General features: G+C 42.4%; 13 protein-coding genes. All 13 read left to right on the top strand.

The features are described from left to right. Positions 1-140: 140 nt before the first annotated feature. On the top strand, positions 141-1,883 hold the full coding sequence (locus PGQ38_RS07780) for a cache domain-containing sensor histidine kinase (RefSeq protein WP_204454388.1): 1,743 nt from the start codon (positions 141-143) through the stop codon (positions 1,881-1,883). Then, positions 1,858-2,613, top strand: coding sequence for a response regulator transcription factor (locus PGQ38_RS07775; protein WP_204454386.1), 756 nt, complete (start codon positions 1,858-1,860; stop codon positions 2,611-2,613). Before PGQ38_RS07780 ends, PGQ38_RS07775 begins: the two co-directional genes overlap by 26 nt. Then, the gene (locus tag PGQ38_RS07770; protein ID WP_148461678.1) at positions 2,597-3,856 is read left to right on the top strand and encodes an ABC transporter substrate-binding protein; all 1,260 of its coding nucleotides are present in this window, start codon (positions 2,597-2,599) and stop codon (positions 3,854-3,856) included. The genes PGQ38_RS07775 and PGQ38_RS07770 overlap by 17 nt, the downstream gene beginning before the upstream one ends. A gap of 178 nt (positions 3,857-4,034) precedes the next feature. Continuing rightward, positions 4,035-5,312 carry an ABC transporter substrate-binding protein gene (locus tag PGQ38_RS07765; protein WP_204454384.1) on the top strand — a complete coding sequence of 426 codons (1,278 nt, stop codon included), beginning with the start codon at positions 4,035-4,037 and terminating at the stop codon, positions 5,310-5,312. Positions 5,313-5,395: 83 nt separating this feature from the next. Beyond that, positions 5,396-6,331, top strand: a complete 936-nt coding sequence (locus PGQ38_RS07760) for a carbohydrate ABC transporter permease (protein ID WP_227199100.1) — start codon at positions 5,396-5,398, stop codon at positions 6,329-6,331. Positions 6,332-6,350: 19 nt separating this feature from the next. Next, a complete protein-coding gene (locus PGQ38_RS07755; protein WP_148461675.1) occupies positions 6,351-7,205 on the top strand; it encodes a carbohydrate ABC transporter permease in 855 nt (284 codons plus the stop codon). Positions 7,206-7,287: 82 nt separating this feature from the next. Continuing rightward, positions 7,288-8,598, top strand: a complete 1,311-nt coding sequence (locus tag PGQ38_RS07750) for an alpha-L-fucosidase (protein ID WP_118582300.1) — start codon at positions 7,288-7,290, stop codon at positions 8,596-8,598. A 6-nt stretch (positions 8,599-8,604) separates the two neighbouring features. Further along, on the top strand, positions 8,605-9,855 hold the full coding sequence (locus tag PGQ38_RS07745; protein ID WP_270431198.1) for a Gfo/Idh/MocA family protein: 1,251 nt from the start codon (positions 8,605-8,607) through the stop codon (positions 9,853-9,855). Next, the gene (locus tag PGQ38_RS07740) at positions 9,842-10,669 is read left to right on the top strand and encodes an acyltransferase domain-containing protein (protein WP_118582306.1); all 828 of its coding nucleotides are present in this window, start codon (positions 9,842-9,844) and stop codon (positions 10,667-10,669) included. The genes PGQ38_RS07745 and PGQ38_RS07740 overlap by 14 nt, the downstream gene beginning before the upstream one ends. Positions 10,670-10,816: 147 nt before the next feature. Further along, positions 10,817-11,746: a sugar phosphate nucleotidyltransferase gene (locus tag PGQ38_RS07735; RefSeq protein ID WP_173771753.1), complete on the top strand. Its 930-nt coding sequence runs from the start codon at positions 10,817-10,819 to the stop codon at positions 11,744-11,746. Between the two features lie 36 nt (positions 11,747-11,782). Next, a complete protein-coding gene (locus tag PGQ38_RS07730) occupies positions 11,783-12,865 on the top strand; it encodes a phosphotransferase enzyme family protein (RefSeq protein ID WP_204454414.1) in 1,083 nt (360 codons plus the stop codon). 202 nt (positions 12,866-13,067) lie between these two features. Then, positions 13,068-14,084, top strand: a complete 1,017-nt coding sequence (gene galE, locus PGQ38_RS07725) for a UDP-glucose 4-epimerase GalE (protein ID WP_204454382.1) — start codon at positions 13,068-13,070, stop codon at positions 14,082-14,084. Continuing rightward, positions 14,084-14,692 carry an HAD family hydrolase gene (locus PGQ38_RS07720; protein ID WP_195478491.1) on the top strand — a complete coding sequence of 203 codons (609 nt, stop codon included), beginning with the start codon at positions 14,084-14,086 and terminating at the stop codon, positions 14,690-14,692. The genes galE and PGQ38_RS07720 overlap by 1 nt, the downstream gene beginning before the upstream one ends. The last annotated feature ends 76 nt before the right edge of the window (positions 14,693-14,768 follow it).

The raw sequence follows: 14,768 nt of genomic DNA, 5'->3' as shown, positions 1-14,768 counted from the left end.
CAGTATACCCTATATTTAGGTGAAATGCTATAAATATTTCTGCTTTTTATTGCTTTTTTTGGTGAAAACTGATTGCAAGTTTCGAAAGCTTTTCCTATAATGAATTTATAATATAGAAATTTACCCTGGGGATAAATAAAATGAAAAAAAACTACACTCTGAAAAGGGAACTTACATTTCTGATGATACTGACCTCTGTATGTACTTTACTGTCTGTATGTGCAGCTGTTTTCTATGTCTTTTTCTCTTTCTTCTTTCAGAAAACACAGGAAGATATTGAATATGTACTTCGATATACCAGTCAGCAGTATGAGGCTCATATGCAGTTTATTGAGGATAGTGTGATCGCCATACGTCATAATACGGTACTGGATGACTTTTTTCAGAAAGAAGAATACGACCTGGAGGAAATAGAACCACAGCTTTCTTACAGCATGGAGCTTTTTTCAGAGCGGAATATGGTGGAACGTCAGCTTCCTTTTGTTACTGGAATTTATCTGTTTAATAATGGAAATGAATGTATTTATGAGCACTATTATGCCACCACACTGGCTGCCGGGAGAGAACAGAAGCGAAAATACGAAAACATGCAGCAGGAATTTAAAAGTACCAGTGACCAGTACGCCTGTTTGTCTGATAAAGATGAATTAAATATTTTTTTTAGAATTTATGATGAAAATATGAGGGAAAAAGGAATCGGAGTCGTGCAGATCAGTCAGAGTGCGGTAGCGAAAGTTCTGGAAACGGTACAGCTGTATCATAATGGAGGATGGGCTGTCCTGGATAAAAACGATCAGCTGCTTGCCTCAGAAGGAGCTCAGGAGCTGGTGAAAAAGCTGCAGACCTCTGAGAATTCATGGAATGGAACAAAAGACCTGGCGGGTACGAAGGTGATTGGTTATGGAAATTCCTGTGGATTTGGAGTACGTACAGTGATCTCAGTAGGGTATGGGAATATTTTTTCTATTTTGAAGCCCACTCTTTTTATCGTTCTTGTGGGCCTTATTGTGGTACTGGGAATTGCATTTCTGGTTGCATATGCTATCAGCTACCGTTTCACCAAACCGGTTACCAGGATGATCCAAAGTATACAGGCTTTTGGAAAACCGGATCTGAATGCCAGAATGGAAGATTCCTCTATTCAGGAATTTCATGACATGGGAATCGTGTTTAATGAGATGGCAGACAGGATTGAATATCTGATCACTCAGGTTTACGAAAAAGAAATTGTGGCAGCCAGGTCTCAGGTAAAATATCTGCAGTCCCAGATAAATCCGCATTTCCAGTTTAATATTCTGGCCATGCTGAGTCTGAAAGCGAAAATGGCTGGAAACGAAGAAGTTTACGATGGACTGAATGCTTTTTCCAGACTGATGCAGGGTAAGATATTCCGGGAAAAAGAGATTAAGATAAAGGTAAAAGAGGAACTGGAAATAGTTCAGTTTTATTTATATCTGCAGAAAAGCCGTTACCAGGATAAACTGTCTTATGAGGTGAAGCTTGAAGATGAAAAAATCGGCGAAGATCTGATTCCCCGTCTTCTTATTGAGCCACTGGTGGAAAATGCAGTTTCGCATGGTTTGGAACCAAAGCGTGGAAAAGGAAATCTGCAGGTCCTTTTATATGAAAGGGAAATGCTCTACATCTGGGTAAAAGATGATGGAGTAGGCGTTTGTCGGAATCAGACGAAGGCAGAGGAAAATAAAGAAAAAACTCCTCATACCCATGTGGGCTGGGAAAATACAAAGAAAATGCTCCGGATCCTGTATGGAGATCATTACAAGTTTCAGGTCTGGAGCGAACCGGGAAAGGGAACGGAAATAGAAATTGCAGTTCCAATTGAAAGAGGTGGAAATTATGTGGAAAGTGGTAGCAGCCGATGATGAAGGATACATCAGAGAGGCTTTGCAGAAACTGATAAATTGGGAAAAAATGGACTGTTCTTTGGAGAGCGTAGTCAGTGATGGACAGGAACTATTGGAGAAGATCCGGGAAGAAATGCCGGACATTGTGATCACAGATATACAGATGCCTGGTGTTGACGGATTAGAAGTATGTAAATATGTATACGAAACCTGCCCGGAAACCCAGGTGATCATCCTTACCGCATATTCAGATTTTGAGTATGCCAAACGTGCCATTAAATACAGTGTATGTGAGTATGTGCTTAAGATTTCCATTATAGACGAACTTCCACTGGCAGTGGAAAAAGCAATTGGAAAGCTATCCAGACTGAAAAAGGAGATCGAAATCCAGGAGCATACGAAGGCAGAAGAACCGGAATCACTGCTTGATCAGATTGAACAGTATCTGGAAGAAAATTTTCGCAAAAAGATCACGCTGGATGATATTGCAGATACCCTGCATGTGAACCGCAGCTATCTCAGCCGTTATTATAAGAATAAAACAGGTGTGAATCTGTTTGATGAGATTTTAATGAAAAGGGTGGAAAAGGCAAAAGAATATCTGCAGAATACAGAGATGAAGACTTATGAGATTTCAGAAGCGGTAGGAGTGGAAGATGCTGGTTATTTCTCAAAAATGTTTAAAAAGATAACCGGGGTATCACCAAAAGAATTCAGGAAAAGAGAACAACATGAAGAGAAAAATTAGAGGCCTTTTCTTTAGTATCGGAATAGCAGGGAGTCTGATCCTTGGAGGCTGCGGGAAAGAAGAAAAAGAGCCTGTAACTATCACAATGATTCATGCATGGGGTGGAACAGGTGAAGATCATGTAGCTATGAGGGATATTTACGATGGATTTCAGAAGGAGAATCCGGACATTGAGGTGCAGCTGATCTCCATGCCAGGAAGAAAGGAAATGCTGCGTAAGGTGGAGGACATGATCATGGTGGGAGATATGCCGGATGTGATTACCTTCAGCGGTATGGGACAGAATACAACCTATGATTTTATTGTAGAAAATGATATGGCGCTGGATATTATGCCCTATGTGAAAAAAGATGAAGAGTTTGCCTCCAATATTTCCCAGACCAATCTGAACTATTGGACCACAGAAGAAGGGGAGCTGTTTACAGTGTCAGATGTTTTGTCCTTAAGTGGTGGTTATTGGTATAATGAAGATATTCTGCACGCAGCTGGCGTAAAGGAAATTCCCAGGACCTGGGATGCTTTTCGCGGTATGTGCTACAAAATCTGGAAATGGTCGGAACGTGAGAATAATGAAATTGCTTCGCTTCAGACATCTCCGGAGGGCTATCTTTATTTTATGGATCATATGCTTCTGGAAGAAGGTACAGAAAAGGACAGAAACGATATCGGTACAATTTCAGAGGTATTGAAACGGCTGCAGGAAATTTATGTATATTCCACCTCCGAAAATGCAGAATACAGTTATTTGGATGAGACCAGATTGTTCAATGAAGGAAAGCTTGCCATATATGTGAATGGCGTATGGGGCGCTTCCATGATTTCCGAAAACATTAATGCCAAGTATGCACTGCTTCCAACTACATCCGGGAAGAAGCTGTCTTGCGAATCTGCCTGTTTTGGTTATGTGCTTGGAAAAAGTGGAAACGAACAGAAAGAGGAGGCTTCCATCCGGTTCCTGAAATATATGCTAAGCAAGAAGGTGCAGACGCGGATTTTGGAGGAAACAGAGCAGATTCCGGCGAATAAGCAGGTAGTTCTGGATTCTTACGAGAAGGAAATGCCGCGGCTGTTTCAGGCTGCTTCCCTGGTATTAAGTGCAGAGGATAAAATTGAAGTTCCGGATAATCTGTGGACTTATGAACAGAAAGCCTATTTTACAGAAAACATTTTCAGAGAGCTTACCGGTAAAATTTCACCGGAAGCTTTTACCCGGCAGCTGGGTGAAATGAAAATAGATAAATAGGGAAAATAAAGATAAGGAAAATATTGCCGTCAGGTAAATATTTTCCTTATTTTTATTGTGAAAATGTCAATAAATACCTGTAAATTGCAAACGGGATTCATTCAAAAATACCAAAAACAAGGGTAAAATAAGGACAGTTAAAGCAAAGACGTATAATTTATGAAGGAGGATTTTTGTAATGAAGAAAAAATTGGTAAGTGTTTTACTGGCAGCAGCAATGGGGACTACTGCACTGGTTGGATTTGGAACGACTGCTTATGCAGATGATGATGTTCTGGAATTTTACCATGGATATTACCAGGATGAGAGCGAGTGGGCTGCAGCTCAGGTTATGAGGGATATCTATGATGAGTTCGCAAAGGAACATGCTGATGGATCAGTTACATTCAAACCAATCGCTGTAGAAAACAGAGATGACATTGTAAGTGCACAGGTTGCTGGCGGTTCCTTCCCGGATCTGGTAGATGTAGGCGGTGGCGGAGTTCCGCAGGCAGCACTTTCCCAGGATCTGGTATACGATCTGAAACCGTATATCGATGAAAATGGTCTGCAGGATGCAGTTGGTCTTAACTATACACAGCATGATATGGATGGTCATATTTATGCAGTGCATGATCAGATTGAGAGCCGTGGCTTATGGTATAATTCCGATATTTTTGAAAAAGCCGGAATTACAGAGGAGGTGTTTGCAGACTGGGATTCTTTTGGAGAAGCAATGGAAAAAATCCGTGCTTTGGACGAGGATGTGTACGGATACATTGCAGGACAGGGCTCCAGCTATATTGTAAACACAGTTATGGCTTCTACAGATGAAGGAAAGAAAATGCTGGAATCTGAGCTGACAGAGGACACCATCAATTCAGAGGAATTTGCAGCTGCATTTAAGACTGCTGCAAATCTGGATCAGGCAAATGGTTCTGAGCATACTACAGATGATAACGGAAATCTTATGGCAGAATTTAATACAAATGGTAAGGCTGGTGTTCTTTTCAATGGTGTATGGAATGCAAGTGGAATTGATGCATCTTTAACAGATGCCATTGAGCCTGCTTTATTCCCTGGAAATATTGCAATCGCTTCTGCAGGCGGCGGACTTGCTGTGGCAAATAACATGAGTGATGAGAAAACAGAGCTGGCACTTGAGTTTATCAAATATATGACAAGTGCTGAGGTTCAAGAAAAAATCTTCACTGGCGTACAGGCAAATCCATGTAATACAACAGTTGATTTGAACGCACTTGCAGAAGAGAGTGATGATGCAGCTACAAGAAAGCTTGCACAGGCTTGTTCTCAGGTAAATGAAGCTGATACTGTAGTGATTGACATGAACTATACCTGGGGATCTGACGTGGACAAAGCTATCATCAATGCATTGATGGAGTGTGCGGTATCAGGAACAGATATTGATGCAAGATTTGCAGCACTTCAGACAGAGCTGATCGCGTTGGTGGCTTAAAGCACACAGCTGTGATGAACAGAAACTATGAATGAAATAGAAGAGGGAGGGGAGAAATCTCTTCCCTTTTTGGAGGTATGAATTTGGAAAATCAGAATGCTGCGAAAAAAAGAAAGAATAAGCTGGGTACGCGGAGAAAAGGATTTATTATAGCGTTTCTTGCGCCTACCCTGATCGCATTTTGCGTATTTTATCTGTATCCCATTATTACGGTGTTTATCACTTCTTTCTGCAAATGGGATTATACCAATATTACTAGTCCGGAGTTTTTCGGCTGGAGCAATTTGTGGGATAATTATGATTATATTTTTAACAAGTATCCATTTTTCTGGGAAGCACTGAAAAATTCAACCACCTGGGCCATTCTTGGAACAGTGGTACAGATTCCCATTGCTGCTTTGATCGCTCTGGCCCTGTCCAGAAAGGTAAAAGGTATTAAATTTGTACGAAATGTCTATATTATTCCGAATATGATCTCAACTGCCGCTATGGGCATTGTATTTTTACAATTGTACAACCCTTCTTATGGAATTATCAACCCGATCATTCGTCTTTTCAACAAAGAATTCAGGGATAATATCTTACTTCTGAAAGGACCGGCTTTTGTGGCCATGACCTGTGCCTATATTTTCTTTACAGGAACTACAACTTTAATGATTTTGGGGAATATTATGGCAGTGCCGGAAGAGGTAAGAGAAGCAGCTATGCTGGATGGGGCAAGCGGTCTGAGACAGGACTGGTATATTACAATCCCTATGATCAAAGGAACTTTAAAAACAGTATCCGTTCTTGCTGCAACCTCCGGCTTCCTTCTTTATAACGAGGTTTATTTCCTGACAAAAGGAGCTGCAGGAACCTACAGTATCAGTTACATTATCCGCGAGCTTGCCATTACCAGTCCGAGAACCCAGTTTGGACGAGCCAATGCAGTGGCAATGATCCAGATCCTGGCTGGGATGGTGATCATTCTGGTGATTAATTTTGTATACAGCATTTCTTTCAGAAAAGAGAAAGAATAAGAAGGAAAAGAGGATGAATATGAAAAAAACAAATACCCTGAAAGGTGTAAATAGTATGCCGGCGGGAACCAGGATCGTGACTTACATTTGTCTTGCGTGGGCGCTGATCGTGTCGTTGCTTCCCATTGGCTGGCTGGTTTTATCCAGCCTGAAAAAAGATCCTATGGCGAGACCTGGCTTTCAGCTTCCGGAATCCATTTGTCTGGATGGTTATATTTCCACATTTAAAGATTTACATGTGATGAGATATTTTGGAAACAGTCTTTTTGTCGCAGGTGTTTCCGTGGTGATCAGTGTGGTGATGATTTCTATGTCTGCATATGTGGTAGCGCGAATGGAATTCAAAGGAAAAGCACTGGTAAATGTACTTTTGTATTCCACCATGTTTATCCCAGCCACAGCCCTTACTTATCCGGTATATAATCTGGTAAACCGCCTGCATTTATATGATACAAGATCTGCGCTGATCCTGATTTATTCCTGCAGTGGAATTGCAGTGAGTTTTTTTGTGATCAAAAACTATTACGACAATATCCCAAGAGAGCTGGAAGAGGCGGCGAGAATTGATGGATGTGGGTATGTACAGACCTGGATGAAAGTAATTTTTCCAATTGCACGTCCGGGAATTATGACAGCAGCTGTGCTTGCGTTTTTGAATAATTGGAATGAGTATTACTGGGCCTCTCTTGTGCTGATCACAAGGGAAAAGCTGACAGTACCGGCGCTTTTGTCTACTTTCACAACAGCCTTTAACACCAATTATAACGGACTTTTTTCCGCTATGGTGATTATCATTCTTCCGCCTGTGCTTCTGTACTGTATTTTCAGCAGATTCTTTATTGAGGCACTGTCTGGCGGAGCCGTGAAAGGTTGACAGGTGAAATGAAAGTTTTTTGATAAAAATGCTGAATATACAAAATTTTCTGATATAATGAAGAAGACAGGAGAATAGAAACATGAATGAGGAAATAAGACAGCGCACCAAATGGTTTATGGAAGACAGATTCGGTATGTTTATTCATTGGGGATTATACTCCATTCCGGCATGCGGTGAATGGATGATGTCACAGAAAGAAATGACAATTGAGGAATACAGTAAGTATTTTGATCAGTTTGATCCTGTGGATTATGATCCGAAGAAATGGGTTCGTCTGGCAAAAAAAGCAGGCATGAAGTACGTGGTACTTACAGCAAAGCACCATGACGGATTTTGTCTGTTTGACTCTAAACTGACAGACTACAAGTCAACAAACACAAAAGCAGGCAGAGACCTGGTAAGAGAATTTGTAGATGCATGCCGAGAGGAAGGATTAAAGGTTGGTCTTTATTTTTCCATTATCGACTGGCATCATCCGGATTTTCCTAAATATGGAGACCGGCAGCATCCTATGCGAAACAATCCGGCATATAAAGATGAAAAAATTGATTTTGACAGATATCTTGCGTATATGCATGGCCAGATAAAGGAACTTGTAACAGGGTATGGCAAGCTGGATCTTCTATGGTTCGATTTTTCCTATGACGATATGACCGGAGAAAAATGGAAAGCCACAGAGCTGATCAAAATGGTTCGAAAGTATCAGCCGGATGTGATCATTGACAACCGTCTGGAAGGTGCGGGGGATAACCATGGCAGCATTACAACAGAGGAACCACTGATTTACAGCGGTGATTTTGCAAGTCCGGAGCAGATCATTCCTCCAAAAGGAGTATGTGATGACAAGGGAGAACCCATTCCATGGGAACTTTGTGCCACTATGAATAATCATTGGGGATATTGCAATTTCGACCATCAGTATAAGACCCCTCAGATGCTTGTAAGAAAGCTGGTGGAATGTGCCAGCAAGGGTGGAAATATGATCCTGAACGTGGGACCAGATGCCCGTGGAAATATTCCGGAGGAGAGTGTTCAGATTCTCACAGAAGTTGGAAAATGGATGAAAAAAAATGGGGAGAGCATTTACGGATGCGGAATTTCCAAATTGGAAAAGCCGGATTGGGGAAGATATACCCAGAAAGGTGACATCATTTATGCTCATGTTTATGAGACACCGCTTGGAGCACTTCCGCTGTATGGAATCGGCCCGGATAAGCTGGAATCTGTTACATATCTTGCTGACGGCAGTGAGGTGAACAGAGGGGAAGCATGGAATACGGTGCTGTATCCGGATGTGGCCTTTGTTTCCTTCGGAGATGATCCGGTATTTACCTATCCATTGCCAGATGAAAAAGATACGGTTTTAAAAATACGTTTGCGACAGGAGTAAAAGAGTATGAAAAAGGTAACGAGTATTGTAAGTGGAGCAGGCCTTAGAGGAGGTCATGTTTATTCTCAGTATGCATTGGACCATCCGGATGAATTTCAGGTGGTGGCAGTTGCAGAGCCGGATAAAGAGCGCAGAGAGAGCTTTGCAAAAAGACACAATATTCCGGAAGAGCTTTGCTTCGAAAGCTATGAAGAGCTTCTTGGAAAAGAAAAGCTGGCAGATTGTGCCATGATCTGCACCATGGACAGGATGCATTATGAGCCTACGATCATGGCTCTGAAAAAGGGATATCATGTACTTTGTGAAAAGCCCATGTCTCCCGACAAGAAAGAAATCATTGAAATGGGAGAGATGGCGAAGAAATACGACCGTATTCTGTCCGTGTGCCACGTACTTCGGTATTCTCCGTTCTTTTCCAAATTAAAAGAACTTCTGGAAGAAGGCAAAATAGGAAGACTTATGACTATCCAGCATATGGAAGAGGTAGGTTACTGGCATCAGGCACATAGCTTTGTAAGAGGAAACTGGAGAAATGCAGAGGAATCCAGTCCTATGATCCTGCAGAAATGCTGTCATGATATGGATATCATGCTGTGGCTGGCAGACAGTAAATGCGAAAGCCTTAGTTCCTTTGGCGAACTGTCTTATTTTACAGAGGAAAATGCACCGGAAGGAGCTCCTGCTTATTGTCTGGATGGATGCCCACATAGAGATGAATGTGCTTTCTATGCACCACGCTTTTATCTGGAGAATTTAGATGGCTATCTGGTACGTGCAGTGACCGATCAGACAGATCCGGAGCATGTATTGGAGGCTTTGAAAAAAGGACCTTACGGAAGATGTGTATTCCACTGTGATAATACAGTAGTAGATCACCAGTCCGTTGACATAAAGTTTGAAAATCAGGTAACAGCGTCCTTCCTTATGACAGCCTTTACAGACCAGTGTGCTAGACGGATCCGTCTTATGGGAACAAAAGGTGAGATCAAAGGCGATATGGATGCAGGTACTATTGAGATCAGAGATTTTGTCAGTGGGAATCTGGAGACAATAGAGCTTCACACACCTGCAAACGGACATAACGGAAGTGATATGAGTATGATGCATGATTTTGTCCGTATGGTAGGAGAAGGAAGAAAGGGTAAAACAGACGCTGCTGTTTCCGTGGAGAGTCATCTGATGGCACTGGCAGCAGAGGAAGCAAGAATAACGGGACAGGTTGTAAATCTCAGAGGATTTGCCAATGAAAATAAATGAATTTTTAGCTGAAATCAACATGCTGCCGGAGGCTGTGCATCTGCTTAATGAGCTTCAGGAATCCGGACGCATTGGGGAGGAAGAATATCAGGAAAATAAGCTTTTGTATGAGAAAGACAGAGCTTTGTTTTATGAAAAAATTCTTTTGGAAAAGGATTATCGGCTTGTGTTTCTGTATTATTTATGCCGCATGGGCGCCGAAACCTATGATGCTTATGAAAAGCGGGGAATCAGCCGGGAAATTTTCCGGGACACTTTTTACGATCTGACCTTTTGGTGTGAAAACTGTTTTCTGGAATATGGAGAGTATGGAATTGATGAATACGACTGGTTTTTCCGCCATATGAAGCTTACCATCTTTAGGCTTGGAAGAATGCAATTTGAAATCATGGATTCCCGCTGGAATTTTACAGCAGGAGAAAGAATGGTAAAAAAAGGAGATCCGATCATCAGTATTCATATTCCACAGGGCGAAAAGCTCACACTGGAGAGTGTGAGGGAATCCATTATTCAGGGAATGGCTTTCTGGGGAAAAGAGATGCCGTATCTGTGTCATTCCTGGCTGCTCTATCCGGGGCTTAAAGACATTTTGCCGGAGAAAAGCAATATCATTATGTTTCAGAATCAATTTCAGATCGTAGAAACAGATTGGGACGAGCGTGAGGCTGAATGGCGTATTTGGGGGAAAGTACAGCGAAATCTGAATGTATATTCTGAGAATACTTCGCTTCAGAGGGCTGCAAAGAAATATCTGAAATCCGGAAAAGTGCTTGGGAGTGGTCTGGGAATATTAAAACCGGAGTATTTCCTGTGAAATAATTGATAAAAATTGACAAGAAGAGATTTGTCTGTTACCATCGAACCAGGGGCAATTGTTTGTCCCTGGTATCGTTATGAATAAGCAACAAAGCGGATCAGGAATCTCCGCTTTGACAAATAAAAAATGGGAGGCAGCAATAACATGAAAAAGCCGGTATTGGTAGTAATGGCAGCAGGTATGGGAAGCAGATATGGTGGCCTGAAGCAGATCGATCCTATTGATAAGGATGGGGACATTATCATTGATTTTTCTATCTATGATGCTATTCAGGCAGGGTTTGAAAAAATTGTATTTATTATAAAGAAGGAGAATGAGGCTGATTTCCGTGCTGCTATCGGAGATCGTATGAGTAAGCATATCCAGGTGGAATTTGTATTCCAGGATCTGCATAATCTTCCGGAAGGCTTTACAGTTCCGGAAGGACGTGTGAAGCCATGGGGAACCGGACATGCGATCATGAGCTGTATCGATGTGATTGATGGACCTTTTGCCGTTATTAATGCGGATGATTATTATGGACGTCATGCATTTAAGATGGCATATGATTTCCTTACAGAGAATCAGGATAAAGACGGCATTTATCAGTACATGATGGTAGGCTACAAGCTTGAGAACACATTGACAGATAATGGACATGTGGCTCGTGGTGTTTGTGTGACAGACGAAGAGGGATTTCTGAAGGATATTAATGAGCGCACCCATATTGAGAAGAGAGATGGCGGTGCTGCTTATACCGAGGATGATGGTGCTACATGGACAGAGCTTCCTATGGATGCTACGGTGTCTATGAATATGTGGGGATTTTCTGCAAGCATTCTGAAAGAACTGAAGGACAGATTCCCATTATTCCTGAAAGAAAATGTGGAAAAGAATCCTCTGAAATGCGAATATTTCCTTCCATTTGTTGTAGATGAGCTTCTTGGCGAGAAGAAAGCAACTGTCAAAGTTCTGAAATCTATGGACAAATGGTACGGAGTTACCTATAAAGAAGATAAGCCGGTAGTAGTTGCTGCAATTCAGAAGCTGAAAGATGACGGTCTTTATCCTCAGAAGCTTTGGGAGGAAAAATAAGTGGGAAAAACAAAAGATGTAAGCCATCAGGAACTGATGGAAGTAATCAACAGCTTTGATTTTGGCGGTAAACTTGAAGAGGTTGGCATATTCGGAAATGGCCACATTAATGAGACTTACTGTGCTGTATTTTCCACAGAAGCCGGACAGAAGCGCTATATTCTCCAGAAAATGAACAAGCAGATTTTCAAAGATCCTGTTGGTCTTATGGAGAATATCAGTGGTGTCACCTCCTGGCTGAAGAAGAAAATCCTGGAAAATGGCGGGGATGCAGAGCGCGAAACCCTGAATATCGTAAATGACCGTGCTGGAGCTCCTTATTTTGTAGATAAAGAGGGAGAATACTGGAGAGCGTATCTGTTTATAGAAGATGCAACCTGCTTTGATCAGGTGGAAAATGACGAGGATTTTTACCAGAGTGCTCTTGCATTTGGTAATTTCCAGCGCCTTCTTGCTGATTATCCGGCAGATACTCTTCATGAGACAATCCCGGATTTTCATAATACAGTGAAGCGATTTGCCAATTTTAAAAAGGCTGTGGAAGAGGATGCATGCGGACGGGCGGCTGATGTTCAGAAGGAGATACAGTTTGTCCTGGAAAGAGAGCAGCTGGCCCATACACTTGTGGATTTACAGGATGCAGGTAAGCTGCCTCTTCGTGTAACGCACAATGACACAAAGCTGAATAATATCATGATCGATAATGCTACACATAAGGGAATCTGTGTGATCGATCTGGACACGGTAATGCCGGGACTTTCTCTGAATGATTTTGGCGATTCCATCCGTTTCGGCGCAAGCACGGCAGCAGAGGATGAGCAGGATATTTCCAAAGTGTCCTGTGACCTTCATCTGTTTGAGGTGTATGTAAAAGGATTTCTGGAAGGCTGCGGCGGTGCCCTCACAGATCTGGAGGTGGAAATGCTTCCGATGGGTGCAATCCTGATGACCTTTGAGTGTGGAATGCGTTTCCTGGCAGACCATCTGGAGGGAGATCATTACTTCCGCATTCATCGCGAAAATCATAATCTGGACCGCGCAAGAACCCAGTTTAAGCTGGTCTGGGATATGGAACAGAAATTATCTGAGATGAAAGCTATTGTAGAAAAATATAAATAGTGGTATTCTAAACTTGGCAGGCATAAAAAATGCCTTCCAGGTTACTAATAAGGATTGCAAAGAATGGACATAAACCATCACAGTTGCTGTTTGCGGATAACATTCCGTGGAGTGCTGTGAAAAGAGAAAACAGCAGAAGGTTATTTGTTTATTGATTGTGATGAGTGGTGGGAACTTTGCAGTAAACGAGGAGGAAAATATCATGGCAATTTTAGTAACAGGCGGTGCAGGATACATTGGAAGCCATACAGTTGTAGAACTTCAGAATTCCGGTTATGACGTAGTAGTTCTGGATAATCTGTCCAATTCCAGCGAGAAGGCACTTGACAGAGTTTCCAAGATCACAGGCAAGCCGGTTAAATTTTATAAGGCAGATATCCTGGACAGGGAAGTCCTTGACCAGATTTTTGACAAAGAAGACATTGACTCCTGTATTCATTTTGCCGGACTGAAGGCTGTTGGAGAGTCCGTTGTAAAGCCTTGGGAATATTATGAGAATAATATTGCAGGAACCCTGACTCTTGTAGATGTAATGAGAAAACATGGTGTTAAGAATATTATTTTCTCTTCCTCTGCAACTGTATATGGAGATCCGGCACAGATCCCGATCACAGAAGAATGCCCGAAAGGACAGTGTACCAACCCATATGGCTGGACCAAATCCATGCTGGAGCAGGTTCTTACAGACATCCAGAAAGCAGATCCGGAGTGGAACGTAATGCTGCTTCGTTATTTTAATCCGATCGGTGCCCACAAGAGCGGAACCATCGGCGAGAACCCAAATGGTATCCCGAACAACCTTATGCCATACATCACACAGGTTGCTGTTGGCAAACTGAAAGAGCTTGGCGTATTCGGTAATGACTATGACACTCCGGATGGAACCGGCGTGAGAGATTATATCCATGTAGTAGATCTTGCCAAAGGTCATGTAAAAGCGCTTAAAAAGATCGAGGAGAATCCTGGACTTGCAATCTACAACCTTGGCACAGGAAAAGGCTACAGTGTTCTTGATATTGTGAAGAATTTCGAAGCTGCAACAGGCGTTAAGATCCCATATGCGATCAAACCACGTCGTGCAGGCGATATTGCTACCTGCTACTGCGATGCTTCCAAGGCAGCGAAAGAGCTTGGCTGGACAGCTGAGAATGGCATCCGTGAGATGTGCGAGGATTCCTGGAGATGGCAGAGCAATAACCCGAATGGTTATGAAGACTAATGATTCGGAATTTAATTTTTGATGTTGGAGATGTACTGGTGGAGTATCGCTGGTTTGAGATGCTGACCAGGGACTACGGCCTTTCTGAAGCTGAGGCGAAGAGAATTGGCGAGGAAATGTTTGACAATGAGATCTGGGTACAGGGACTTGATGGAGGAAGGCTGAGCCTTGAGGAAGCCATTCATCAGTATGAACTGAAGTACCCGGACGATGTGGATGTGATGGGCTGGTTCCTTCGAAACGGAGAGCAGATGGCTGTAAAGCGTCCGGAGGTCTGGGACAAGGTTGCAGCGCTGAAGGAAAAGGGTTATAAGATTTACCTGCTTTCCAATTACTCAGAAGAGCTGCTCCATGTGCACACCAAGGGAGCGAAATTCCTGAATGTACTTGATGGGGGAGTTGTTTCCTATCAGGTTCACGTCCTGAAGCCAGACAGGGAAATTTATGAAATCCTTCTGGAGAAATATAGCCTGAAAGCAGAAGAGTGTCTGTTTTTCGATGACCGCATGGATAATGTGGAAGGTGCGAAGAAGGTAGGAATTCAGGCGATACAGGTGACATCCAGAGAGATGCTGAACGAAACATTAGATAAAATGCTTACAAAATAAATGAGGCCGCCCCTTCGGGGGCGGCTTTTTCCAGAGCGTGTCTGAAAAATAAAAAAATGCCCAGAGCCGGAATCGA

It is taken from the genome of Blautia faecis (assembly GCF_027662325.1).
In the GTDB taxonomy this organism is placed as follows: domain Bacteria; phylum Bacillota; class Clostridia; order Lachnospirales; family Lachnospiraceae; genus Blautia_A; species Blautia_A faecis.
The sequence above is the reverse complement of the archived record's forward strand: the minus strand, read 5'-3'. Positions and strand labels throughout refer to the sequence as shown.

Coding starts and splice junctions, on each gene's coding strand:
- PGQ38_RS07735 (WP_173771753.1), top strand. CDS start 10,817: ATGAAAAAGCCGGTATTGGTAGTAATGGCAGCAGGTATGGGAAGCAGA.
- galE (WP_204454382.1), top strand. CDS start 13,068: ATGGCAATTTTAGTAACAGGCGGTGCAGGATACATTGGAAGCCATACA.
- PGQ38_RS07745 (WP_270431198.1), top strand. CDS start 8,605: ATGAAAAAGGTAACGAGTATTGTAAGTGGAGCAGGCCTTAGAGGAGGT.
- PGQ38_RS07770 (WP_148461678.1), top strand. CDS start 2,597: ATGAAGAGAAAAATTAGAGGCCTTTTCTTTAGTATCGGAATAGCAGGG.
- PGQ38_RS07755 (WP_148461675.1), top strand. CDS start 6,351: ATGAAAAAAACAAATACCCTGAAAGGTGTAAATAGTATGCCGGCGGGA.
- PGQ38_RS07740 (WP_118582306.1), top strand. CDS start 9,842: ATGAAAATAAATGAATTTTTAGCTGAAATCAACATGCTGCCGGAGGCT.
- PGQ38_RS07750 (WP_118582300.1), top strand. CDS start 7,288: ATGAATGAGGAAATAAGACAGCGCACCAAATGGTTTATGGAAGACAGA.
- PGQ38_RS07720 (WP_195478491.1), top strand. CDS start 14,084: ATGATTCGGAATTTAATTTTTGATGTTGGAGATGTACTGGTGGAGTAT.
- PGQ38_RS07775 (WP_204454386.1), top strand. CDS start 1,858: ATGTGGAAAGTGGTAGCAGCCGATGATGAAGGATACATCAGAGAGGCT.
- PGQ38_RS07780 (WP_204454388.1), top strand. CDS start 141: ATGAAAAAAAACTACACTCTGAAAAGGGAACTTACATTTCTGATGATA.
- PGQ38_RS07730 (WP_204454414.1), top strand. CDS start 11,783: ATGGAAGTAATCAACAGCTTTGATTTTGGCGGTAAACTTGAAGAGGTT.
- PGQ38_RS07765 (WP_204454384.1), top strand. CDS start 4,035: ATGAAGAAAAAATTGGTAAGTGTTTTACTGGCAGCAGCAATGGGGACT.